The organism is Comamonas koreensis, from assembly GCF_014076495.1.
In the GTDB taxonomy this organism is placed as follows: Bacteria; Pseudomonadota; Gammaproteobacteria; order Burkholderiales; family Burkholderiaceae_C; genus Comamonas; species Comamonas squillarum.
The window spans coordinates 735582-758804 of sequence record NZ_CP043575.1 but is presented as its reverse complement, the minus strand read 5'-3'; the positions used below and the strand labels follow the sequence as shown (position 1 = coordinate 758804).

Sequence of the window (23223 nt, the reverse complement as noted above, 5' to 3'; positions counted from 1 at the left end):
GGGGGGGCCTAATGGACATAGGCCTGGATCTGGTAGTTGCGCAAGCCGGCGTCGTGCGGGGCTTGCCAGCACAGGGTCACCGTCACTTTATTGAGGCCGTCTGTGGTGTCGACCAAAATCTGTTGCCCTGTGGGTACCGCACCGGGTAAACCCAACACATGCTGCGGGCCACCGCGCGCGGCAGAAAGCAGGTTAATGACATCGTTGTTGTCGGCCTCAGCCCCGCTGAAACTACATCGCTCAACACTGCCACTCACCCTGTGCTGCATTTTTTGCAGTGACGCAGCAAGCGCCTGTGGCGAGCTGCGATCGACCTTGAGTGAGATGGCCTGCACGATTTGGGAGGCATACATGCCCGCCTCCGTGCGGTAATGCGCCTGGCCCGACCAGTTGACAGATCGTGCCGTGAGCCCGGCGATGCCCAGAATGCCAAACACAATGATCATGATGGCGACCAGCGATTCGATCAGCATCATGCCCCTCTGACCTGCTGCAGTTGCATGGGAATGGGCGGGCAAGGCCATGCGAGATATCAGCATTGGCGGTTGTCTCCCTCATCGGTGATGGACGGATCGCACAGCCGGACCTGGCCGCCCGGCGAGATGACCACGCGCAGACAGCGCTGGCTACCACTGTCTTCCAGGCAGGCAGCGTTGCTGGATTTGAAGTTCACGGCGATGGCCTCGGATGTGCGGCCCAGGCTGTCAAAGGTGACCGTCTCTTGCTCGGTTTCCACCGTCACGGCCGTTGCACTCTCTGCTGGCTTGCTGGCGATCGGTGTGTCACCCACCATCAGCCTCCAGCCCAGGCCGCTGTCCGTCAGCCCAAGCACTACATTGGTGTTGCGGCGCAGCGCTTCAGCCCTTGCGAGCTGGGCTCCGTCATAGTAGGCCTGGGCAACCGTGCGGATCTTGGAATCCAAGATATAGACACTGGCCGATGGCATGGCCATCAGCAGCAAAAAGACGGTGAGCGCCAAGCCCACCATCAGCTCGATCAAGGTAAACCCCTGGTTGGTATGGAGCCTGAGCATCAGCAGCTTCCGTCCTTGCGGATAGACCAGCAGCCGCTGCCCTTGGTCCAACCCGAAGGTGTGCTTGCGGTGTTACGCGCGCCTTCGTGGGTCAAGACGAAAACAAAACCGGACATGGATCCTTTGCCCTCCGCCTTCACCGTGTAATAAGATTTGTGCCCGTCACAGATGTATTTGAAGCGGGCAGTTTCCGCTGGCTCCGCAGCTATCCTGCTTTGGCAGGCGCCCACATAGGTCCTGTGATCCTGGTAAAACTGCTCCATCTTGGCCCCCATATCGGCCAATGGCGTGATGCCCGCCACGATCTGCCCACGCTTGACGTACTCGTCATAGCTAGGCAAGGCAATCGCCGCCAGGATGGCCACAATGGCCACGACGATCATCACCTCGATCAACGTAAAGCCGCGCTGCATCCAGCGCCGTACAGGGCCGCTGCAGCCCGTGTGGACTCGCGTCAGCGGTATGCGGACCGCTTGAGAAACCTTCATAACGACACCCCCTCACCGCCGCTGCACCAGAGGCGGCAATGCTCCAGAAAACCGCCTGGTGGATTCCTCCCCGCAGACTCCACCAGGGAGTCGGAAGGCTTCCATCCATCGATTTCATTTATTGAAATTTAGAAATTCATACGAACTTCATCAGGAGGGCATCATACGTGTCTGTTAGTAAATTACTTTCCAATAACTTACATCAATAGTTATTTTATAAATCTATAACTCCCTAGATTTTGAGCGAGTGAATGCGCGCTGCGCAGAGGACGTGGAGCGGTCCGCAACGCCGTAATAGAAATATTTTGATAGCACCCTAGATAGCAACAACGTTGGTTATCGGGGGCTGAAAGGCTGGAGAGCCACAGGTGACGGTAAAGAGCGGCGTGCGTTTGGCAACCCGCAAGCGCGCAGGCGCAACCGATGGCCGGGCATCGGTTTACACAGCCCATGCTGTTGCAAATGTGCAGCTTGATGCATATCAAGCTTGCAGCTGCAAGGCCAGGCCATTGGCCGCCAAGCCACGAAGGCGCCGTCGCACTGGCCATCGAGGCGACAGCAAGCAATGGTGGCTAAGCCGCTATGACCAGACCACCCCCATACACAGGCCGCCGTACCCATTGCGATCTGCCATGGCGCAGCGCCAGGCAGTGCTATGGGCCAAAACAGGCCTGGTTCAGCGCGCCTGCAAGGCCTTGAGCAAGGTAGCCGCGTTGGTCTCGACCATGTCGACGTAGGTGCTGGCAGGGCCGCCGTCGGGCGACAGCGCATCGGAGTAGAGGCGCCCACCTATGGCAGCGCCGGTCTCGCGAGCGAGTTGCTCCAGCAAGCGCGGGTCGGAGATGTTCTCCAGGAAGATGGCGCCAATGCGCTCCGCGCGGACCTGTTTGACGAGGGCCGCCAGATCACGGGCCGAAGGCTCGGACTCGGTCGACAGGCCCCGCACCGGCACAAAGCGCAGACCGTAGGCCTGGGCAAAATAGCCAAAGGCATCATGGGTGCTGACGACACTGCGCCGTTCGGCCGGCAGCGCGGCAAAGCGCTGGCGCAGGCTGGCATCCAGCGCCGTCAGGCGGGCGATGTACTGCGTGGCCTGCTTGTCGTACTGCGCCGCGTTGGCCGGGTCTGCTTTGGCCAGGCCTTTGGCGATATTGCGCACATAGACGATGGCGTTTTTCACATCCTGCCAGGCATGGGGGTCGTTGGGGCCATGGTGGTGGCCGTGCCCATGGTCATGGTCATGGTCGTGGTCATGCCCTTCCTTGCCAGCGCCGTGGTCGTGCCCGTGGTCATGGCCTTGGCCTTTGGGCAAGCTGCGTACCGCAATGCCCTGCGATGCGACGATCTCCTGGCCTTGAAAGCCCGCAGCCTTCTTCAGGCGCGGCAACCAGCCCTCAAAATCCAGGCCATTGGCCACCAGCACCTTGGCCTGCTGCAGCTGGCGCGCCTGCTGCGGGGTGGGCTCAAACACATGGGCGTCGCCGTCGGGACCGACCAGCGCAGAGACGCTGACCCGATCACCGCCGACCTGGCGCGTCAAGTCCTGCAAGATCGAAAAGCTGGCCACCACGGACAGCGGCTGGCCCGCAGCCCAGACGGAGCCGACAGGCAAAGCGCTGGTCAGTGCCAGCCCCAGCAGCGCACGGCGGTTCAAGTAGAAATTGCTCATTCGGATACTCCCATTGGTTCAGACACAGAATCGTTGGCCGGCCGCTGGCGTTGCGCCCGCACGCTGCCCAGCCGCCCCAGGCAGAGCGACAGCAGGTACAGGCAGCCGAGGCTCAAGGTGATGGCGGCCGACGCCGCAATGCCCGCGTGGTAGGACAGCAGCAGGCCCAGCAGGCTGCCGGCCATCGCGATAGCGGTGGACAGCGCCATCTGCAAGCCCACGCCGCGCAGCCAAAAGCGCGCACTGGCGGCGGGCAGCACCACCAGGGCGACTGCCATCAAAGTGCCCAGCGAATGGAAGCCCCCCACCAGGTTGAGCACAAGCAGCAGCATGAACAGTGCATGGCTGATGCTGCCCATGGGCCCCTGCAGGCGCAAAAAGCCGGGGTCCAGGCATTCCATCAACAAGGGCCGGTACACCAGCGCCAGGCCCAGCATCGACAGGCTGGCGATGGTGGCGGTCAGGTACAAGGTGGGGTCATCCAGCGCCAGCACCGAGCCAAACAGCACATGCAGCAGATCCACATTGGAGCCGCGCAGCGAGATCAGCAGCACGCCCAGCGCGAGCGAGATCAGGTAGAGGCCGGCAAAGCTCGCGTCCTCGCGCAAGGCGGTGTAGCGGGTCACCACGCCCGAGAGCATGGCCACGATCAGGCCGGCCGCCAGCCCGCCGATCGTCATCGCCGGCAAGGACAGGCCAAACAGCAAATAGCCCAGGGCGGCCCCTGGCAAGATGGCATGCGACATCGCATCCCCCACCAGGCTCATGCGGCGCAGCAGCAAGATGGTGCCCAAGGGCGCGGCGCCAGCGCTCAAAGCCAGGCAACCCGCAAACGCGCGGCGCATAAAGCCGTAGTCCACAAAGGGCTGCCACAACAGCTCGGCGATCATGCGCGCCTCCTGGCACCCGCGCGCGCAGCCAGGCTCGGCAGCACATCGGCGCTTGCCCCCCAGGCCAGCTGCGTGCCCGCCAGCGCCAAGGCCTGCGGAAAAAATGCCTCCACCATCTCGCGGTCATGCAGCACGGCCAGCACGGTGCGGCCCCGCGTATGCCACTGCTGCAACAGCTGCAGCAGCACATCGATGGAGGGCTCGTCGACGCCAGTGAAGGGCTCGTCCAGCAGGATCACCGGCGGGTTCTGCACCCACAGCCGGGCAAAGCGCATGCGCTGGAACTGCCCGCCCGAGAGTTCGGCAATCCAGCGCGGCTGCCAGCCCTGCAGGCCCACTGTCGCCAATGCCATGCTGATCTGCGCGCGTTGCGCATCGCTGACGGCCCCCAGCGCACCCGTCTGCGCCCACAGGCCCATGCTGACAAAGTCCTCCACGCTGATGGGAAAGTCGCGCTCTACCTCGCAGGCCTGCGCCAGGTAGCCCAGCGCAGCGCGCGGATAGCGGCAGCGCAGCGACCCCTGCATCGGCGCAAGCTGCCCCAGCAGGCCCTTGAGCAAGGTGGATTTGCCGCCTCCATTGGGGCCGACGATGGCCGTCATCGAGCCGGCCGCAAACTGCCCACTGACCCCGCGCAACGCCAGTTTGCCGCCATAGCCCAGGCACAGGTTGGAGAGTTCGAAATCGATGCCATGCACGGCCGCCGCTGCCAGGCCGGAAACGGACTGCATCATGGCTGCTGCACCGCCCATAGCACCACGCCCCAGAGCAGCACGCTCAGGCCCAGCGCCAGCAGGCAGCGCGAAAGCGCAGACGCCTGCAAGGCACTGCGGCGCCTGGTTGTTTGTATTGATCCCATAGCTCGCCCATTCGCAGGCGCCCTGCCGACCAGTCAAACTGGCAGCATCGGCGATGCACCTGCAGCATTTTCAAAATGTGATGTTATAACATCAAATGAAAATACCAACGCAAAAAGCGCAGCCCAGCTTGGCGCTGGCTGCCATGCACTAAAGCAGAAGAATCGTGTGTTGTGAGGAGAGAAGGGAGCTGGCCCAGGCGCTTAGAACCTGTTCAAAGTCTCCTCGCGCCGCGACAGTGTCTTTGCGGGATGGGATGCTAGGGGGCGCCCAGCCGCGCAACACCGCAGCAATAGCCCAGCTATTGCGAGGATTTGCAACAACGCAGACCGCCCCTGCCCGGGCGGCCCTAGCCGGGCGCCCCTTCCCGGGCAGCGCAAAGCCACTGTCCCTACGGGTTGGAGTGAAATCGGGCGATTTCTGCGCGCTGGCCCTGGCTTGCACCCCGGTGCAAGCTGCGTTCCATCCCTTCGAACTCATCCCGATTGCACTCCAACGCGGCTGCGTAGAGACTTTGAACAGGTTCTTAGGCCGCCGGTGCCGCAGCGCAGCGGCTGCAGATGCCATGCATCTCGACATGGGTGCTGCTGGGCCGGAAGCCGTTGGCCTTGGACCAGGTCTTGAGGCGCCGCTCTACCGCAGGCTCCAGAAACTCATCAACCTGGCCGCAGGTATCGCAGATGGCGAACACCACCAGGCCATGGTCATGCCCTTCAGCATGGGTATGGGCGCAGACCACAAAGGAGTTAAGGCTCTCCACCCGGTGCACCAGACCGTATTCGATCAGCTTGTCCAGCGCGCGGTACACCTGCTGGGGCGCGCGCAGGCCTTCGTCACGCAGCTGGTCGAGCAGCGCATAGGCACTGGCCGGATTGGCCTCACGCGCAAGCGCTTGCAGCACCAGGGCTTGGTGCTTGGTCAACTCGGGCTGGGGCGTTTTGGCGGCTGTGGACATGGTGACAACAAAGACAGAGGCCCGAGTTTAGCCGGTCTGCTGTGCGGGCGCCGCCAGCGGGGGCACCGCAGCAGCGCCCTCCTGCTTTTGCTCCTGCACCGCCTGCACCAACCAGCGCTGCACCGCCTGCCAATGCGCATCGCCATAGAGGCGCCTGAAGCGCTGCGTCTCTTCCAACTGCGGATTGCGCCACACCGCCAGGCGTTGCGCGATGAAGTCGGCGCTCAAGGGGATGCCGCATTCGACCGTGATGCAGTGCCGCCACTGCGCGTAGGTTCTGGGAATCATCGGTGTTCTTTCCACATCTCAACAGCTGCCCACCCCGGTTCCCCATGAACGCTTGAGAAAAGCCAGCTTGATTTTGTTATGTTATAACATATCTAATCGCTAACACAGACACCACCCAACGCTGGCCTGGGCATGCAGCAAGCCACCCCAGCCAGCGCCAACCCCACATTCCACGATGACTTCCACCGCCCTCTCCTATCCACTGGCCACGACACGCCCCGCCAAGCTCCCCGTTACTGTGCTCTCCGGATTCCTGGGCGCCGGCAAAACCACCCTGCTGAACTACATCCTGAACAACCGCGAAGGCAGGCGCGTGGCGGTCATCGTCAATGACATGTCCGAGGTCAATATCGACGCAGCCCTGGTGCGCCAGGGCGGGGCCGAACTCTCACGCACCGATGAGAAGCTGGTGGAGATGAGCAGTGGCTGCATCTGCTGCACCCTGCGCGAGGATTTGCTGCTGGAAGTCAGCCGCCTGGCCAGCGAAGGCCGCTTTGACCAGCTGGTGATTGAGTCCACCGGCATCTCCGAACCCTTGCCCGTAGCAGAGACCTTTACCTTTGCCGGCGAGGACGGCCGCAGCCTGGGCGATGTGGCGCAGCTGGACACCATGGTCACCGTAGTCGATGCCTTCAACTTTCTGCGCGACTACAGCTCACGCGACCAGCTACGGGCACGCGGCCAATCGCTGGGCGATGAGGACCAGCGCACCGTGGTGGACCTGCTGGTTGAGCAGATCGAGTTCTGCGATGTGATCGTGCTCAACAAGGCCGACCTGGTGTCTGACGCCGAGCGCGAGCAGCTGATGGGCATCTTGCGTGGCCTGAACCGCCGTGCCCGCATCGAGCTGGCCGCGTTTGGCCAGGTGCCCCTGCACAAGGTGCTGCAAACGGGTCTGTTCGATTTTGAGCAGGCCTCCCAGGCCCCCGGCTGGCTGCAGGAGCTGCGCGGCAGCCACCAGCCCGAGACGGAGGCCTATGGCATTGGCAGCTTTGTCTACCGCGCACGCCGCCCCTTCCATCCCGAGCGCTTTTTTGCGCTGATCAACCAGGAATGGCCGGGGGTCGTGCGCTCCAAAGGCTTTTTCTGGCTGGCCAGCCACCCCACGTTGGCAGGCCAGTGGTCACAGGCCGGTGCCGTTGCCCGCCACAGCGCGGCCGGCTACTGGTGGGCCGCCGTGCCGCAAGAGCGCTGGCCACAGGACGCAGAGGCGCTAGCCCTGATCCGCAAAGCCTGGGACGAGCGCGTCGGCGATGCGCGCCAGGAGCTGGTGCTGATCGGTATCGATATGAATGAGCCCGCCTTGCGTGCACAGCTGGACAGTTGCCTGCTGACCGATGCGGAGATGGCGCAGGGGCCTGCGGTGTGGAAGGGGTGGCGGCATTCGTTTGTGGATTGGCCTTGAGGGGCCGGCAGCGCCTCTGCCTTTGCCCCTGCCGTTGCAAGCGCTGCAGATTCCGTCGGCTTCAAGCCCACCAAAGGGCACCTAGGTGGGCGCCCTCACACCAGTTTCTGATATACCGCGATGGTTTCACTGGCACAGCGGTCCCATGACAGCTGTGCCGCTCGTGCGAGCCCTTTGGCCCGCGCATCGGCCTGCCATGCCTCGTCGCTCAAGCAGTGCTCCAGACCGTGGCGGATGTCATCCACATCGCGTGGGTTAACCAAATAGGCTGCACCGCCAGCGACTTCGGGCATGCAGGAGGTATTGGAGGTGAGCACAGGTGTACCACTGGCCATCGCCTCAACGATGGGCAGGCCAAAGCCTTCGTAGAGCGATGGGTAGGCCATCAGCCGTGCACCGGCGTATAGCGCAGGCAGCCAGCGCTGGTCGATAAACGAGAGATAGCGCAACCAACCCTCTGCCTCGGCACTGGCCAACTCCTCATGGATGGCTTCGGAGTTCCATCCCTTGCCGCCCGCGACCACCAACGGATAGGCCTGGCGCAGGGCTGGTGAAAGCTGCCGGTACGCCTGGATCAGGCGAGCCACATTTTTACGCGGCTCTACGGTGCCGACAAACAAGCTGTACTGCTGGGCCTGCAGGCCCAGCGCCTGCATCGCAGGTGCCAGCATTTCCTGGGTGTGAGGGCGATAAGCACTGTCGGCTGCCAAATGGATGGCCTGGATGCGATCCGCAGACATGAGCCCATGGGCCAGCATTTCTTGCCGCACCGTTTCCGAAACGGTGATGACCTGGTCCGTACGGGCCAGACTGGCATCCAGCGCCAGGCGCAAATAGTCCACACGGGCCTGGGGGTGGAACTCAGGGTGCAGCAGGTGGGACAAGTCGTGAACCGTGCTGACCGTCTTGCCCGAAAACGGAGGGACGATGTAGTTGGGCGAATGGTAAATCGCAGCGTGGTTGCCACGCAGCCGCCAACCAAAAAGCGCAGGGGTCAGCAGCGCAAATACGCGCACCGCAGCTCGGTTGGATGAGAGGCGGTCACGCAGGGTCTTCACCTCTGGGATAGCGGCGGAAGCTCCCGCCTCGGCGGGCACCGCCAATGCCGCCAGCGGATCCTCGACCCATTGCCCCATCGAAAAATAGCGCACCCGCACCATGGCTTCATGGTGGTCCAGCCGCTTTGCCAGTTCGTAGGTGTAGCGGCCGATGCCCGTCAGCGGCGGGCGAAGTGCGTCCGCGCCCAAAATAAGGTCTAGCTTCATGCTGTCGTTGGAGAAGACCACCTCATTGCAAATGGTCTGGTGATGCAGGCTTGCGCGAAGCCAGCAGAAATTTGCTCATCAGGTAGGTGATGGGAAGCGTGATCGAGGTGATGGCCAATGGCGCGATACGCTTGTCTATACCCAACCATTCAACGGCACTGCCCAAAAGCAGTGCGGAGATCACATATTGAACCACATAGACCAACGGGTAAGAAAGCAGGCCCTTCCATGACAATGGCACATGAAAGACAAATCGGGCATTGAACCAGTAGGAAAAAAATATACCCGCAATATAAGCAACAAAAAAGGCGAACTGGTAGTTGAGCACCAAGCCCAGCAACAAGTACAGCAGGTAAGAGAATCCGGTGTTGATTCCGCCACCTGCCACAAAGCGCAGCCAGCGTTGAACTTGTGGCGTGATTTTCACAACACGCATGCTATGAAGCGTTTTTTACCACGTTGGTAAATTCAGAATAATCCCGAATATAGTCTTTTGCATCATAGGTGTGCGAGGCGAAAACCAATAGCACTGCGTCTTTGGAATACTTGTACTGAATACCCCAGGTCAGCGGAGGCAGATGCAGGCCTTTACCAGGCGTGTCCAACACCACTTCGGCCCGATGCGCGCCATCGTCCACCACGACCGAGCAGCTACCTTTCACGCAAATTAAAAACTGGTGGCACTGGTAATGCGCATGCTCCCCACGCGTTTTTGTACTCGGAACATTGAAAACCAGGAAATAACGTTTGACATCAAAAGGGATTTCTGCGGGCATCTCACCGACAGAAAGATCGCCACGCATGTCTCCAACCACCTTGAGTGCATGCAATTTGACGTTGCCTACACCAACGCTGACAGGACTACCCAATTGGGGCAAGGGTGCTGGGGCTACTGTGGCAGCGGCGGAAACCACGGGTCCAGACACGTATCCCACAATCTGGGCAGGATTGCCGACCACAATGGCGAAGGGGGGCACACTTTTAGTGACAACAGCGCCAGCGCCCACCATGGCGCCACGCTCTATGCGGATGCCGGGAAGAATGACCGCACCTCCACCGATGGAAGCACCTTCGCATACCACGGTCTTTGCAAACGTTTCCGGGTATTGCTTGGAGCGGGGAAATTTATCATTGGTAAATGTGACGTTTGGACCTACAAAGACATCGTCTTGCAGATGGACACCATCCCACAAATAAACCCCTGATTTGACAGTGACGCGGTCCCCGAGGAGGACATCATTTTCCAAAAAGCACTGGGCATTGATATTGCAATTGCGACCTATCTGTGCCCCTGCCAACACAACCACGTTCTGCCAGATACTGGTGCCTGAACCAATGTGCGCGCTGGCCACTTCTGCGGTTGCATGAATCTTAGGAGTGTCAGTCATCGTGTTTTTCAAAGTTATTAAATATCAGAGAGGTCACAGCAAGGGGTCGCTGTTTGCTATTCTCATAGGTACGCCAAGCATAGGTTCCCACAATGCCCAAACTAAACATGTTGAGTGCACCAAAGAAAAGCACGACCAGCAGCGTGGCTGTGTAACCTGGCACCTGGATATCACCAACCATTTTTGCTACAAACACCATACCCATTAGCAATATGGAGATGAAGCAGCCCATAAATCCCAGGCGCAGCAGGGCTCGGATAGGGGCGTCAGAAAAAGCAAAAATGCTGTCCAGCATATAGTCCAATTTCTTGCGAAATGTCCAACCAGAACTCCCTTCCTGGCGCGCCTGTCGGGAATAGGCAATCAGCTTGCGACGAAAGCCGAGCCAGAAAATCAGCGCCACCAAGGACGATCGCGACTCCTGCAATTGCAGCAATTGATCACGGAATTGCCGATTGCATCCAAAGACATCTACGCCACCTGATGGCATATCTTTGACAACATATTTACGATAAAGAGACCAAAATGCCTGCGATGCAATGCGGCTGAAGAAGGGGTCGTCCCGGCCCCTTCTGGTTCCCACCACCACATCGCACTCACCCTTCTGAAGGGCCTCCGCAAATGAGATCATCAGTTCAGGAGGCTCTTGCAGATCTGCCGCCATCACCCCAAAGCCGTCGCCACGGGCTGCTTTCAAACCGGTACGAATGGCGGCAAAAGACCCAAAATTTCTGGAATGCAGCAGCAACTGGGTTGGAAATGGCAGGGATGCAAGTGATTCCTTCAACAACCCGAAAGAATTGTCTGGACTGCCGTCCACGACAAAAACGACTTCCAACCCGCTTTGTATGGATCCCTTCAGCGCGGTAAGTGCTGCAATAAGCCGGGGCAACGATGCCTCGTTCTTGTACACAGGAATCACAATAGAGAACATCATGGCTTCCACGCGTTAACTGCATTCACGACTTGGTTGACCTGTGCATCGGTCATCTCTGGATAACAAGGCAAGGTCAAGACCTCCTGGCTCAGCAGCTCGGTGTTCTCCAGATGAAGCGACTGGTAGGCATCCTTGAAGACCGGCTGCTTATAGTCAGGAATCGGATAGTGGACATCGCTAGCAATACCTGCATTCTTGAGATACGCACGCAGGGAATCTCGGTGGCCAACACGCACCACATACAAATGCGCGACATAGCTTTCATCGTTCACCTGTGTCGCTACCAGATGTGGATTGTCTATTTTTTCTCCATAGACGCATGCGATATTTCTTCTCAGGCCGTTGCACGCATCCAGGCTTGGCAAAAATTCAAGCAGGACGGCGGCCTGCATTTCGTCCAGGCGGCTGTTGCGCGCATGGGCCAACTCCACCTGGTATTTGGAAGACCAGCCATATTGCCGCAACCCCATGACCTGCTGCGCAAGGGCATCGTCATTGGTAATCACTGCCCCGCCATCCCCCAGCGCACCAAGATTTTTGGTGGGGTAGAAGCTAAAGCTCGCCGCTTTACCAAAGGTGCCGACCCGGCGGCCATTGACGCGGGCGCCGTGTGCCTGCGCACAATCCTCCAGCAGTGGTACACCCTGTTCACTGCAGCGTGCAGCAATGCGTTCGATCTCTTCTACGGCCCATCCATACAGATGGGTTGCCACCACCGCTTTCACGCCAGACGCAAGTGCTTTCTCCACTTCTTGCAATGTCACGTTGTGCGTACGGCTGTCCACATCCATGAAGTATGGACGTGCACCGATCGCCAGCAACGCCGTGGTGGTGTACATACCCGCATTGGCAACCGTTGCCACCGTATCGCCCGCGGCGACCCCCATGGCCTTCAAGGCAAGCTCGATGGCATCCGTGCCGTTGGCCAGTGAGATGCAATGACGCGCGCCATTGTATTGCGCAAATTCTTTTTCAAACCGTTTGACTTCAGGGCCTAAAACCAGCCAGCCACTGTTGATAACGCGTGCAACCGCATCCGAAATTTCAGGCTTATATTTATTTATACGTTCAGCCAAATTGTTTATTTGCAGCATACGAATCTCCTACTCAGGGTGATTAATTTTTAGTCAAACGGGGAAAATATATTTCTGTTCGAGAAGCTTGTGCCTCTGAAGCTTCAGAAATTCTCTCTCCGCCCACCAGTTTAAATTCAAGGGTGCCACATGTATTGGCTGGCGCAATGTTTTCTACCAAGACATTCTTCAACTTGCCATCATCGGGAAGCTTTTGCCTCCAAACCTCATGGCCAGAGAAATAAAGACGCAGCTGAAATGCATCTGCCATAGACGGCTTCATCTGGGGCATCACATATCCAAAACGAAGAGAGGTCTTATCCTTGAGACACAGGTCTCTAGAAGCAGTTACATCCGTTGGCCTGCCCGCCGATGGGGCGACCACCATGGTAAAACCCAGCTTTCCTATCCCATTGTTTCGACCGCTGTAGGCATTTTTATCCAACTGCAAAGGCGGAGAATAAGAAGGAAGAATATCATTACCCCTCTTGATGGAAAATGGAGATAACACCCGGCCATGCTCCGGCGTGTACCACCGAGATAACCCCAACCAAAGCGTTGCAGCACCCACCAATATGATGGCGCATCCCACTTGCACTGTAGCCCCCCAGCTGAATGCGGCAGGAGTCGGCAGCGGTGCCAGCCGGAACTGCGATGCGATCACCACAGCGCTGAAAAACCAAAATGGGAAGAGATACCTCGGCTGGATTTCCCCAACAGTTGTCAAGGCCCCGATCAAGATGCATAGCACGGACAAAGAGAAAATGGTTGAAATTTCCCGATCTCTATCCAACGCTGATTTTAATTTTACCATCAGTAAAACGCAAATTATTATTGATATTATTTTATTGTAATTGGCAATATTTTTTAACAAAATTGGTGACTCTAGCTCCATACCATTTTGGTAGAAATAATGCTGACCACCCAGATACGCCAATTGCGCCGTTTTATATATGATTCCGGATACCCTGAACTCTGGCTGCACGATGGAATCAGAAAGCACGAGGGACTGCGCGGTGTCTTTTTGGGCATCAGGTGACAAATCCTTGAGAAGATAGGTACCAAACTCATTGGCATAAGCGTAGCTTCCTGGTGAAAAGCCAGGAGACAAAGATGCCAGGCGCAGATATTTTAAATAATTCAGTCCGTCAGAACTGACGATCACATGGCTGCTTTTGAGAACCAAACCTCCCACCAGAAACACAACACCCGCAACGGCGAACATGCCCCATAGGTATTTGTTATCTCCAGAACGGGGCTGGTCTAATTGATTTCTGACCGTATAAATAGACAGTGACACCGCCCAAGCTACGATCACCATGCCACCTAACTCTCGCTGAATATCAAGAATGATGCACAGCACCCCAGAGACCAGAGCCATACCCAAGAGAAACGTGATGGACTTTTTCTTTCTCTGGAAGAACACAACAATGCACAAGGAGATGCATACAAATATAAACAACCCCCACAAATCATGGGTCGGTATTTTGAGCGAGAAAAGTGGCTCGGCACAAGCCAGCCACAAAATTGTGAAGATCTGCGCCGAATAATGGCCATGTGTTTTCTGCAGAATGCTGTAACCCATCAGCATGATGCAGATCAGAAACAATGCATTAGAGATCGGCACCACCATGGGATGGTTGCCAAAAATATATACCAGGGGCAACAAGATAGGAAGTATACGTTGCTCGTAGATATCATTGGGAATAAAACGGCCTTCTGCCGCCAATACCCCAGAGAGATTCCACATATGTTGGAAATCGCTGACCCAGCTTGCATGTACCAGCTTGTAATAGATGCACTGAATACCGAAAGACAATAAAACCGATGCAGCAATAAATAGCCTTGGGTTTATATGCCTTTTTCTCTTGGTAAAAATATACAAAGTACCCAAGAACACTGCAACGATCAGTCCAGATATGGCATAGGATTTGACATCGATACCATTCAATGCCATATCGTTGATGATTGAATTTCCATAGATGGAAATACAAAACACAGTTAGCAGACAGCAAAACACCCCAATAAATACGGTCATGCTTGCGGCCACAGCATGATTAATCATGCCAAATGATGATTTTATTATTTTTTGACCTGAAAACTTAAACATGGCTGCTTTGCATAAAATGGATAAATGAGATTTCCGGCATAGTTCACATCAGTATGCAGCCGAGATAATAATTGGTATGAATTGCTAGCTATCTCATCAACCGGGAGAGCAAGGCCTGGTACAACGCCGCTTTGTTGGTCCAGGTGTGGCTCTGCACCAGTGCTTCATCTCGGCCTAGCACCAATGCACGGGGATCATGCATCCATTGTGCATGGAGGCTGCCCAGCGCTTTGGCGATGTCCTGGGCATCGTTCTTGACGACCACACCGGCTCTGGTCTGGTTAATGAGCACAGCACCTGGGTCTGTTGATGCGCTAGTCTGGATGTGCAAGACCGGGGTTCCCGACCCCAGGTACTCATAGATTTTTCCGGGAATTTGGTAATTCTGGACATTGCCAATGTTGATCAACAGATCCGCACGACGCTGCAACGCCAGGCAGTCGCTATGACTTCTCTGGCCCAAAAATTCAACACCACGAATTCCGTCAAAGACAGGCTTGAAGCGGCCGTTGTTGCCAATGATTTGAAACGAAAAATCGATACCCTGCAGCGCCCGTAACGCTTGCGCCAGCTGCGCGGGATTTCTGAAGTCGCTGTAGAAGTTACCGGTAAAGCAGATGCTGAACCGCGTATTCGCGCGCTTGAGTGTGGGGTATGCAGCGGCAGGAAAACCTTGAGAGACCGTTGAAAGCTTGGCACCCACAGCAGTGCCATGCCGTTCGACCAGGAGTTCGCTGACTTTGTCATCAGTTACCACCAGGTGATCCGCATGGCGCATGATGTGCCGCTCGACGCGCAGATCGATGGTGCGGCGCCAACGCGGAGAGTATGGAGTCAGCAAAGGATCGCCCATGTCCACAACCCACGGGAGCTTCACTTTCTTGGCATAGAAGCCCAGAAAGATATCGACCGCCGGCTCGTGGGAGCTGAGCACGATGTCGTAGTGGTTCGTGGCCAGCAACTGCTTGAGCTTTTTGCGTGCGCCAAAATACCACTCGCTGCGGATATCCGGGTAGACAACACGGTTGAGCAGATCTCGTGCAATGCCATAGCCACGCGACAGCAGCGACAGCGGGGCCGCAGCCGCTGTCGGCAGTGGATCGCCAGCCGGCGCACTTTGCGCGGCAGCACGCTTGGCGGCGTACTCACCCAAGCCGATGAAGGGACCGGGCCAGACTCTGTGGGTGACGATGCGCGGATCCAGTGCTAACGGAAAGGCCAGGTTGGGCGCAATGTCCGGGCAGATCACCTCTATCTGAACCCCCTGTGCGACCAATTCGTTCGCTAAATGGAGCCAGCGCAAAGACTGCGCCGCCAAGATTGGAGGAAACTCATAGGCGATCAGCAGAACTTTCACAGAAGCTGCTCTTGAAGTAGACGAGCGATGCGCTCAGAAGCGTGGCCATCACCGTAGGGTGATACACCTCGCGCCATTGCTTTGTAGGCTGCTTCATCGTCAAGCAAGCGTTGGGCCTCGGCGACGATCCTGTCGTAGTCGGAACCCACCAGTTTGACGACACCTTCTTGAACCGCTTCTGGGCGTTCCGTTTCTTCACGCAACACCAATACAGGCTTACCCAGCGCGGGCGCTTCTTCCTGAACCCCGCCTGAATCAGTCAGTATCAGATAGGCGCGCTTCATCGCCGCGACAAAAGGCGCATAGTCCAGCGGGTCGCACAAGGTGACGTTCGAAATCTGAGCCAGATACTCATACGCCACATCCTTCACATTCGGATTGGGGTGAACCGGATAGAGAAACTGTACATCCGGATTGTTTTGCGCCAGCGTCTGCAATGCGCGGCAGATGTTGCGGAACGGCGAGCCAAAGTTCTCTCGTCGGTGAGAGGTCACCAGCACCATGCGCTTGTCTGCCGGCAATGTGATGCCCAGATCCAGATCTCGCTGCGCGGTGGCCAGCAAGGCATCCACCACGGTGTTGCCCGTGACGATGATTTCTGAATCAGCGATTCCATCTTTCAGCAAATTCTGGCGCGAGCCCTCTGTGGGGGCAAAGTGCCACCTTGCTAACTTGCCCGCGATAACGCGATTGGCCTCTTCGGGGAACGGATTCTGCATATCCCAGGTGCGCAGGCCGGCCTCCACATGCCCGATTGGAATACGGTGATAGAAGCACGCCAACGCTACGGTCATGACCGTCGTGGTGTCGCCTTGAACCAAGACCACATCTGGCTTCTCTGCCTTGAGTACCGCGTCCAGCTCCAGCAAAAGGCGCGCAGTGAGTTCAGTCAGCGCCTGGTTGGGGCGCATGATGTTCAGATCGATGTCAGGCTGAATATCGAAAAAAGACAGCACTTGGTCCAGCATCTGACGATGCTGGGCGGTAGCCAACACGCGCACGTTAGCCCACGGCTGCTTGCGCAACTCGAGGATCACAGGAGCCATCTTGATGGCTTCGGGACGCGTGCCGACGACGCAGAGAATATTTTTCACACTTACACCTTAATTTTGCAGACCTGCGATCAAGCTCGCTGCACGCATGTCCCAGCTGTTCTGGTCGGCCAGGTCGGCCAGGCGCTGTTTGAATGCTGGGTCGTCTTTGGTGGCGATGGCATTGTCGATCGCGAGAGACAATTCCTGCGCAGAAGCACCGTGAAAAACTTCCGGATAACGCACGCACTCGGCCATATCGGATGTCACCACCACAGGTTTCTCCAGTGCAAAGTACTCAAACAGCTTCAATGGAGACGTGGTCTTTGCAATATCGCCGGGCTTGAATGGAATGAAGCACACATCAAAACTCATGCCGTAGGCAGGCAGCGTTTTATAATCCACCGCCCCGAGATAAACAAGGTTGTCGGCTTGGGGCAGTTTATCGATCCCGCCATAATAGTCTGGACCAATAAAGACAAAACCGATATCGCTTCTCTGGCTGATCAGTTGGGCAATGGTTTCATACCAGAGCCAGGGCGCCAAAGCGCCAAAATAGCCCACAGTATGCTTGAATCGCTTCTTGAAGTTGGTCAATGAGGCAGGAAGCACCTGCGTCTTGTGCCGAGGGTCACGGTAATGGCCTACATCTACACCGTTCTGAACCATGATGGTTTTATCAGCGCCAACAGCGGCAATAGCTTCGTCATACAGCTTCTGTGCAGAGGCGACCACATAGTCGGCTCCACCCGTGAAAGCAAAGTTCTTCAGCGCCATCAAACCCTGGATGCTGTCATCCCCAGAAATCTCTGGATCAATATGGTCAATATACTCATAAACAATTTTTCCGCGGACGCCGTTCTTTGCAATATCCTTCACCGAAATGAGCTGTGCTGTGGAATATAAAGAACGAATCACATTGTCTATAGTGTCTACTTCATCGCTATTGGTGACCCAGACATTCTTTTCAACTTCGCGGAAACCACGGATACCATCTTCCATCTCATCCGTAATCCGATAGATGACCAGATAACCTTGCCGTGCCATGGCTGCAGCCATATGCTGCGGTCGTTGATAAAGAGGCACATTCCAGCCTATTGCCGGCTCTTGAACGAATATGCCTTTGTATTGATCGCGCTGCGAGAGCACTAGCTGCGAAAACGTTTTCCACGAAAGGTCATTGTTGGAAGGCGATGACGTGCTCGAAGCCACAGGATGAGCAGAGGGGTTGATCTTGTTCAGGACCATTTGGCGCCAGCGCATAGGCAAACGCATAAATATGGGCGTACCCCAACGGCTTACAGCCGCATAGCTAAGACGGAGCGGATGGGTTAGACGCCAGGAGGCAGAATGGTGCAGATTTTGTATCTCTCGCTGATAAGTTGAGACCAGCCGTTGTAGTTGGCTGATCTGCATTTCTCCGTCATTGATGTTCAGTTGCAATTCAGAAAGACGCTGTTGGAGTTCCACGATGTGATTGTCGCGCTCTGCCACCAACTGCTTGTGCATGGCTTGCTGCAAGTGCAGCTCAAGTAACGATATAGTACTTACTGGCTGCTGGCATTGTTTTTGGCGTCTCACATTCTCTAACTCCCTCAAAAAACCGAATGTATCGAGATAGGGAGCATGCTCATGTGCAGGTGTATCCTGTAAGCACAGATGCAAATCAGTTAATAGCGAGCGCTGAGGCGGATTTGTAGCAGCAATGCGCTCCGCAAAAGCGGTCCAGACAGCGCTTTCTTCAAAACCCCTCCGAGCCCAGAAATGCAGCTTTTCTACTTCGCCGCAAGACAACATACGGGCAAATTGCTCCTGGAATGTTTCAGTATCAATGGTGGCAAGGCCTCTTCCCGAGAAATTAGCATGTGATGCGCTGTCGAAAAGTGCTTGATCGAGTACACCTTTGACGCCGTCATACCCCACCAGAACCACCGGCTTGCGCGCTGCGATGCCTTCGAGCAGAACCCGGCCCATGCCGGCAATACCTGCCGCATCCGCCATGAGATGGCGCACCTCCGCACTGTTTCCCACAAAGCTGACAAAGTCGCTCAGACCCCGTTGCTGCAGCCAGGACGCCAACGCGGGGCGTGCAGGACCGTCTCCCACGATGCGTACCTGCGGTACGCCACTGTCTTTGGCTTTGACGCAGAAGTCAAAGATCCCTGGCACCTTGGCCTCATCCAGCCGAGAGACAACCAGCCAATGCCCGTCCCTGGGTGTTGCATCGTCTAGCGACAGATGCTGGAAAGACACGGCATTGGGGATGTAATGAAGGTCAGCATCGTGGACATAGGCTGCGGCCAACCCTCGCACCTCGGGAGATACCGCAATCACGGCACCACAGTTGGGCAAAACTACATCTTTGAACAGCACATCGAAGGTGGGGCCGTAGTGGCTGCCCAGGGAGTCGGGCCCATGCAGGGTCACTGCATAAGGTACCTGTTCCAACTCTGCCGCAGCAGCTGCGGCAATGATCGACACAAAGGGATGGATATGCACACGGTCAATGCCGTGCGCACGGATCAGCTGCCTTATCTGCTCGATGGCTGCCAAAGCCTGTTGTGCCGAAGCCGAAGGCTCCAGCGCAAGGCCCGGTGTGAGTGACTTCAGTACGGGCGGCAGCAGGCTGGGGTCCAGCAGGGAGCCGGTCGCCAGATGCACATCGATCCCCATGGCAGACAGTTGCTCAATCTCGCCACGAATATGGGTCTCCAAACCGCCCACCGTGAATTGTTGGGTAACGATCAGAATAGATTTCATGTTCCGCCCTTGATCTCGCTGACCTTGACCTTCGCATCGAGCATGGCAATGCCACTGGCCAGTGTGTGCGGTTGGCTCACGGTGATGACGATGACGTCCGTTTTCCGGTCCAGGTAACGCATATCGCTGTGAGAGATGGCCTCCGCAATGGCCAAGGTGATGAAATACGTGCCAGCACAAAGGCTCGCCTTGACCTCGAACTCCACGGCATACCGGCTGCCCTCGCTCGGATGCAGCATGTTTTTCTCGTGGTACAGCGTGCTCGTTCCAAATGCACTCACCCCTTCCACCGTTCGAATCAGCAGCCCCGCCTGAATCTCCTGGACCGGCTGCCGAATATCGACCAGGAAGCGGACGATGAAGGTCTCACCCGTGTGGTACTTGTCACAGGGAAGCCCTTGCGCATCCACAACATCCCAGCCCGCAATAACGGCACGCAGCCCTGATGTAGCGGCATGGTGGGGCTTGGCGGCAACAGTGCCTGCATCGGCGCTCGGGCGGTCCGCCAGCTCCGGCACTGGCACATCTGCGGATCCGCTTTTGCTCGTTTGGTAACGCTGGTAGGCCTTCTCATCCGAATACAGCAGCGCATAGTACTGGTCGACGATTTCTTTCGCGGCCCCAATGCCCTGCACTTCACCTTTGTGCAACAAGACTCCGCGCTGGCAGAATTTCTCTACCGTTGCCGTCGAATGCGTCACGAGCAAAATGGAGCAGCCGCCTTTACGCAGCTTCTCGATGTATTCGAAACACTTGCGTTGGAATTTCTCGTCCCCAACCGACAACGCTTCGTCCACGATCAACACCTGGGGCGAGACACAGGCTTGGACTGCAAAAGCTAGGCGAACCGTCATGCCACTGGAATAGGTCTTGATCGGCTGATCCAGATGATCGCCTATATCGGCAAAGCTGATGATCTCCTCAAGGCGCAGATCCATTTCTTGCCTGGAGAACCCAAGAATCACGCCGTTGAGGTAGATATTCTCTCTGCCGGTGAACTCGGGATTGAAGCCTGATCCCAGCTCCAGCAATGCAGCCAGCACACCGCTGGTCTGGACGCTGCCCGTCGTTGGCGTAAGCGTCCCTGCAATGATCTGCAGCAAGGTACTTTTGCCACTGCCATTGCGTCCCAGAATTCCAAGGGTCTCACCTTTTCTGACATCAAATGAGATTTTTTGCAGTGCCCAAAACTCCTTGTAGTACTGCTTGCTGCCACGGGAAAAGAACTGCAGCAGACGGTCCCTGGGCTTTGAATACATCTCGTAGCGTTTGGAGACGCCATCGACAGATATAGCAATTTCAGAGGACATCACTAAATCCACTTCTTGTTTTTTGGAACCAAGCAAATCCCAGATACGCGATCACTACAGAAATCACCGTCACCAAGCCCCAAGCGGACCAGTCAATACCACGACCCCAAATCATGACGTTCTGCGCCTGCTCCACCAAGGTAGCCAATGGGTTTATCTTAAGAATGGTGCGGTATTTTTCAGGTAATGCAGAAAGTGAATAAAAAATAGGCGTCATAAACATCATGACCATCAGAACAATTCCCATGACATGGCTCACATCACGCAGATACACCCCTAGCGATGAAAGAAACCAGCTCAAGCCCAAAATAATGAAAAGCAATGGCAGAATGACGATCGGCAACCAAAGCAAGGTCATCGGCGGCCACCCAAAAAACACCATATAAAACAACAACCAAACGGCAAAACTGATACAAAAATGAAAGAATGCAGCACCGATTGCAACCACTGGTAAAATTTCCAGAGGGAAAATTATTTTCTTGACATAACCCGTATTACCGGTAATCAAGCCTGGCGCCTTGGCAATGCATTCGGAGAAAAAATTAAAAATAATCAAACCAGAAAACAATACCAGTGCATACTCCGAAGTCGACCCTGTGCCGCCTGGCCAGCGAGATTTAAAGATGATGCCAAACACAAAGGTGTACACCAACAGCATCAACACCGGGTTAAAGAACGACCACAGCAAGCCCATGAAGGAACCGCGGTAGCGACCGATAATATCCCGCTTGATCAGCTCGATGATCAGGCCCGCATTGGCCTTGATCGAGCACCCAACGGCCAGGGGGGACATTGAATTTCGGTCATGGCGCATGTTCATAGAAAATTTTTCGTCATTGTTTTTGAAGCTGGTACGACGCCGTGAAAAAGACTCAACCTCACCGGTGTGGCGGGGCCAGGTTTCAGGGGCGTTTTTTCTGAAGCTCTGAGGCGGGGGCCAGGGAAGCCCGTCCATAGGGGTCCTCGAACCGAACAATATCGTCCTCACCCAAGTAACTGCCCGACTGCACCTCAATGATTTCTAGAGGCAGCATCCCTGGATTGGCCAGGCGGTGAATATGACCCAGAGGGATAAATGTCGACTCATTCTCCCCAAGCAGGAATGTCTCCTCGCCCTTGGTCACTTGTGCAGTACCTTTCACCACAATCCAATGCTCGGCACGGTGGTGGTGCATCTGCAGGCTCAGTTGGGCACCCGGATTGACGACGATGCGTTTGACCTGAAAACGGCTGCCGCTGTCGATGCTGTCGTACCAGCCCCAGGGGCGGTGCACCTTGCGGTGGGCCGAGGCCATGCTGCGGTTCTGGGCCTTGAGGGCGGCCACCACTTTCTTCACATCCTGGGTACGCGATTTGTCGGCCACCAGCACGGCATCGGCGGTCTCCACCACTACGACATTGTCCAGGCCCACTGCAGCGATCAGGCGGCTTTCCGAAAAAAGCAGGCTGTTGCGGGTGTCGATGGCCAAGGTTTCACCGCTCCCAGCATTACCTTGTGCATCGCGCGGCAAAACATCCCACAACGCATCCCAAGCCCCCAAATCGGACCAACCTGCATCGAGCGGCACGACGCACGCGGGCACGCCCAACCCCGGGCGAACCGGCAGCTTTTCCATCACTGCGTAGTCGATGGAATCCGATGGACAAGAGGCAAAGATGTCGGCATCCGGGCGTATAAAGTCCAAGTCGCGACTGCTCTGCGCCATGGCCTGCTCACAGGCTTGCAGCATGGATGGCTGCAGCGCGGCCATGGCCTTGAGCCACTGGTCGGCACGTACCATGAACAGCCCGCTGTTCCACAGGTACTGACCATTTCGCAGGTACTGTTCAGCTACTTCCAACGATGGTTTTTCAGCAAAGCTCTGAATACCAAAGGCGCCATGGCCAGCGGCAGCGCCTTTTTGGATATAGCCATAGCCCGTCTCAGGCCGGTCAGCCACAATGCCAAAGGTGACCATCGCGCCTTCGCTGGCCAGCGGCCAGGCCGCTTCCACAGCGCGGTGCAACTCCTCTGGTCGGGTCATCACATGGTCTGCGGGCATGGCCAAAAGTACCGCATCTGCCTCTGACACCAAAGCTGCCAATGTCAGCGCAGGTGCAGTATTTTTTCCCGTGGGCTCCAGCACCAGCTTGGCGTCGGAAATACCTTGCTCCTGCAGTTGCTGTGCAGCCAAAAAGCGGTGGTCGGCATTGCACACCAGCACCGGGCTGGTTTGAACGATCTCAGAGTGGACGCCTTGCAAACGCCTAGCTGTGTTCTGCAACATGGACTGGCCATCACCGCCCAGGCTTAGAAACTGCTTGGGATGGTGTTCACGCGAGAGTGGCCACAGGCGGGTTCCACTGCCACCGCAGAGGATGACAGGCGTAAGATTTGACATTCAAATAATCTCAGTGGATGGGCGTC

At 56.6% G+C, this 23223-nt stretch carries 20 protein-coding genes and 3 pseudogenes; 1 reads left to right on the top strand and 22 read right to left on the bottom strand.

What is annotated here, in order from left to right:
- Positions 1 to 8: 8 nt before the first annotated feature.
- The 8 genes from F0Q04_RS03540 to F0Q04_RS03505 all read right to left on the bottom strand — a co-directional run bounded on the left by F0Q04_RS03540 (position 9) and on the right by F0Q04_RS03505 (position 6180).
- Positions 9 to 476, bottom strand: a complete 468-nt coding sequence (locus F0Q04_RS03540; RefSeq protein ID WP_182344482.1) for a hypothetical protein — start codon at positions 474 to 476, stop codon at positions 9 to 11.
- A 56-nt stretch (positions 477 to 532) separates the two neighbouring features.
- A complete protein-coding gene (locus tag F0Q04_RS03535; protein ID WP_182344480.1) occupies positions 533 to 1033 on the bottom strand; it encodes a GspH/FimT family pseudopilin in 501 nt (166 codons plus the stop codon).
- On the bottom strand, positions 1033 to 1446 hold the full coding sequence (locus tag F0Q04_RS24140) for a type IV pilin protein (protein ID WP_409935209.1): 414 nt from the start codon (positions 1444 to 1446) through the stop codon (positions 1033 to 1035). Before F0Q04_RS24140 ends, F0Q04_RS03535 begins: the two co-directional genes overlap by 1 nt.
- A gap of 751 nt (positions 1447 to 2197) precedes the next feature.
- The gene (locus F0Q04_RS03525; protein ID WP_182344478.1) at positions 2198 to 3190 is read right to left on the bottom strand and encodes a metal ABC transporter substrate-binding protein; all 993 of its coding nucleotides are present in this window, start codon (positions 3188 to 3190) and stop codon (positions 2198 to 2200) included.
- Positions 3187 to 4080: a metal ABC transporter permease gene (locus F0Q04_RS03520; protein ID WP_182344476.1), complete on the bottom strand. Its 894-nt coding sequence runs from the start codon at positions 4078 to 4080 to the stop codon at positions 3187 to 3189. The genes F0Q04_RS03525 and F0Q04_RS03520 overlap by 4 nt, the downstream gene beginning before the upstream one ends.
- Positions 4077 to 4811 (bottom strand): metal ABC transporter ATP-binding protein, encoded by a 735-nt coding sequence (locus tag F0Q04_RS03515; RefSeq protein WP_182344474.1) that lies wholly within the window; start codon positions 4809 to 4811, stop codon positions 4077 to 4079. The genes F0Q04_RS03520 and F0Q04_RS03515 overlap by 4 nt, the downstream gene beginning before the upstream one ends.
- A 652-nt stretch (positions 4812 to 5463) precedes the next feature.
- Positions 5464 to 5892 carry a Fur family transcriptional regulator gene (locus F0Q04_RS03510; protein ID WP_021026186.1) on the bottom strand — a complete coding sequence of 143 codons (429 nt, stop codon included), beginning with the start codon at positions 5890 to 5892 and terminating at the stop codon, positions 5464 to 5466.
- Between the two features lie 27 nt (positions 5893 to 5919).
- Positions 5920 to 6180, bottom strand: coding sequence for a hypothetical protein (locus F0Q04_RS03505; protein ID WP_182345897.1), 261 nt, complete (start codon positions 6178 to 6180; stop codon positions 5920 to 5922).
- A 175-nt stretch (positions 6181 to 6355) separates the two neighbouring features.
- On the opposite strand from F0Q04_RS03505, the gene zigA reads away from it, so the two are divergent.
- Positions 6356 to 7585, top strand: a complete 1230-nt coding sequence (gene zigA, locus F0Q04_RS03500; RefSeq protein ID WP_182344472.1) for a zinc metallochaperone GTPase ZigA — start codon at positions 6356 to 6358, stop codon at positions 7583 to 7585.
- A 95-nt stretch (positions 7586 to 7680) separates the two neighbouring features.
- Here the strand turns inward: zigA and F0Q04_RS03495 are convergent, their stop codons facing one another.
- The 14 genes and pseudogenes from F0Q04_RS03495 to F0Q04_RS03440 form a co-directional block, all read right to left on the bottom strand.
- The gene (locus F0Q04_RS03495) at positions 7681 to 8850 is read right to left on the bottom strand and encodes a glycosyltransferase family 4 protein (RefSeq protein WP_182344470.1); all 1170 of its coding nucleotides are present in this window, start codon (positions 8848 to 8850) and stop codon (positions 7681 to 7683) included.
- A gap of 22 nt (positions 8851 to 8872) precedes the next feature.
- Positions 8873 to 9277: a GtrA family protein gene (locus tag F0Q04_RS03490; protein ID WP_232539493.1), complete on the bottom strand. Its 405-nt coding sequence runs from the start codon at positions 9275 to 9277 to the stop codon at positions 8873 to 8875.
- Positions 9278 to 9287: 10 nt separating this feature from the next.
- Positions 9288 to 9677 (bottom strand): annotated as a pseudogene (locus F0Q04_RS24310) (sugar 3,4-ketoisomerase); the annotation flags it as partial.
- Positions 9678 to 9776: 99 nt separating this feature from the next.
- Positions 9777 to 9932 (bottom strand): annotated as a pseudogene (locus F0Q04_RS24305) (isomerase); the annotation flags it as partial.
- Between the two features lie 207 nt (positions 9933 to 10139).
- A pseudogene (locus F0Q04_RS24300) lies at positions 10140 to 10238 on the bottom strand (hypothetical protein); the annotation flags it as partial.
- Positions 10231 to 11175: a glycosyltransferase family 2 protein gene (locus tag F0Q04_RS03480; protein WP_182345538.1), complete on the bottom strand. Its 945-nt coding sequence runs from the start codon at positions 11173 to 11175 to the stop codon at positions 10231 to 10233. The gene F0Q04_RS03480 and the pseudogene F0Q04_RS24300, both read right to left, overlap by 8 nt.
- Positions 11172 to 12269, bottom strand: a complete 1098-nt coding sequence (locus F0Q04_RS03475) for a DegT/DnrJ/EryC1/StrS family aminotransferase (RefSeq protein WP_182344464.1) — start codon at positions 12267 to 12269, stop codon at positions 11172 to 11174. The genes F0Q04_RS03480 and F0Q04_RS03475 overlap by 4 nt, the downstream gene beginning before the upstream one ends.
- Positions 12270 to 12291: 22 nt before the next feature.
- Positions 12292 to 14358: a hypothetical protein gene (locus F0Q04_RS03470; RefSeq protein ID WP_182344462.1), complete on the bottom strand. Its 2067-nt coding sequence runs from the start codon at positions 14356 to 14358 to the stop codon at positions 12292 to 12294.
- An 88-nt stretch (positions 14359 to 14446) separates the two neighbouring features.
- Entirely contained in the window at positions 14447 to 15715 is a 1269-nt protein-coding gene (locus tag F0Q04_RS03465) for a glycosyltransferase (protein WP_182344460.1), read from the bottom strand.
- The gene (gene wecB / locus F0Q04_RS03460; RefSeq protein WP_182344458.1) at positions 15712 to 16809 is read right to left on the bottom strand and encodes a non-hydrolyzing UDP-N-acetylglucosamine 2-epimerase; all 1098 of its coding nucleotides are present in this window, start codon (positions 16807 to 16809) and stop codon (positions 15712 to 15714) included. Before wecB ends, F0Q04_RS03465 begins: the two co-directional genes overlap by 4 nt.
- Positions 16810 to 16818: 9 nt before the next feature.
- Positions 16819 to 19506 (bottom strand): glycosyltransferase family 4 protein, encoded by a 2688-nt coding sequence (locus F0Q04_RS03455; RefSeq protein ID WP_182344456.1) that lies wholly within the window; start codon positions 19504 to 19506, stop codon positions 16819 to 16821.
- The gene (locus tag F0Q04_RS03450) at positions 19503 to 20816 is read right to left on the bottom strand and encodes an ABC transporter ATP-binding protein (RefSeq protein ID WP_182344455.1); all 1314 of its coding nucleotides are present in this window, start codon (positions 20814 to 20816) and stop codon (positions 19503 to 19505) included. The genes F0Q04_RS03455 and F0Q04_RS03450 overlap by 4 nt, the downstream gene beginning before the upstream one ends.
- Positions 20806 to 21771, bottom strand: coding sequence for an ABC transporter permease (locus tag F0Q04_RS03445; RefSeq protein ID WP_232539492.1), 966 nt, complete (start codon positions 21769 to 21771; stop codon positions 20806 to 20808). Before F0Q04_RS03445 ends, F0Q04_RS03450 begins: the two co-directional genes overlap by 11 nt.
- Positions 21719 to 23197 carry a mannose-1-phosphate guanylyltransferase/mannose-6-phosphate isomerase gene (locus tag F0Q04_RS03440; protein WP_182344454.1) on the bottom strand — a complete coding sequence of 493 codons (1479 nt, stop codon included), beginning with the start codon at positions 23195 to 23197 and terminating at the stop codon, positions 21719 to 21721. The genes F0Q04_RS03445 and F0Q04_RS03440 overlap by 53 nt, the downstream gene beginning before the upstream one ends.
- Positions 23198 to 23223: the final 26 nt, after the last annotated feature.

Excerpts from the sequence above, each read along its gene's own strand:
- F0Q04_RS03540 (WP_182344482.1), bottom strand. The coding sequence starts at position 476 with ATGATGCTGATCGAATCGCTGGTCGCCATCATGATCATTGTGTTTGGC.
- F0Q04_RS03535 (WP_182344480.1), bottom strand. The coding sequence starts at position 1,033 with ATGCTCAGGCTCCATACCAACCAGGGGTTTACCTTGATCGAGCTGATG.
- F0Q04_RS24140 (WP_409935209.1), bottom strand. The coding sequence starts at position 1,446 with ATGCAGCGCGGCTTTACGTTGATCGAGGTGATGATCGTCGTGGCCATT.
- F0Q04_RS03525 (WP_182344478.1), bottom strand. The coding sequence starts at position 3,190 with ATGAGCAATTTCTACTTGAACCGCCGTGCGCTGCTGGGGCTGGCACTG.
- F0Q04_RS03520 (WP_182344476.1), bottom strand. The coding sequence starts at position 4,080 with ATGATCGCCGAGCTGTTGTGGCAGCCCTTTGTGGACTACGGCTTTATG.
- F0Q04_RS03515 (WP_182344474.1), bottom strand. The coding sequence starts at position 4,811 with ATGCAGTCCGTTTCCGGCCTGGCAGCGGCGGCCGTGCATGGCATCGAT.
- F0Q04_RS03510 (WP_021026186.1), bottom strand. The coding sequence starts at position 5,892 with ATGTCCACAGCCGCCAAAACGCCCCAGCCCGAGTTGACCAAGCACCAA.
- F0Q04_RS03505 (WP_182345897.1), bottom strand. The coding sequence starts at position 6,180 with ATGATTCCCAGAACCTACGCGCAGTGGCGGCACTGCATCACGGTCGAA.
- zigA (WP_182344472.1), top strand. The coding sequence starts at position 6,356 with ATGACTTCCACCGCCCTCTCCTATCCACTGGCCACGACACGCCCCGCC.
- F0Q04_RS03495 (WP_182344470.1), bottom strand. The coding sequence starts at position 8,850 with ATGAAGCTAGACCTTATTTTGGGCGCGGACGCACTTCGCCCGCCGCTG.
- F0Q04_RS03480 (WP_182345538.1), bottom strand. The coding sequence starts at position 11,175 with ATGATGTTCTCTATTGTGATTCCTGTGTACAAGAACGAGGCATCGTTG.
- F0Q04_RS03475 (WP_182344464.1), bottom strand. The coding sequence starts at position 12,269 with ATGCTGCAAATAAACAATTTGGCTGAACGTATAAATAAATATAAGCCT.
- F0Q04_RS03470 (WP_182344462.1), bottom strand. The coding sequence starts at position 14,358 with ATGTTTAAGTTTTCAGGTCAAAAAATAATAAAATCATCATTTGGCATG.
- F0Q04_RS03455 (WP_182344456.1), bottom strand. The coding sequence starts at position 19,506 with ATGAAATCTATTCTGATCGTTACCCAACAATTCACGGTGGGCGGTTTG.
- F0Q04_RS03450 (WP_182344455.1), bottom strand. The coding sequence starts at position 20,816 with ATGTCCTCTGAAATTGCTATATCTGTCGATGGCGTCTCCAAACGCTAC.
- F0Q04_RS03445 (WP_232539492.1), bottom strand. The coding sequence starts at position 21,771 with ATGGACGGGCTTCCCTGGCCCCCGCCTCAGAGCTTCAGAAAAAACGCC.
- F0Q04_RS03440 (WP_182344454.1), bottom strand. The coding sequence starts at position 23,197 with ATGTCAAATCTTACGCCTGTCATCCTCTGCGGTGGCAGTGGAACCCGC.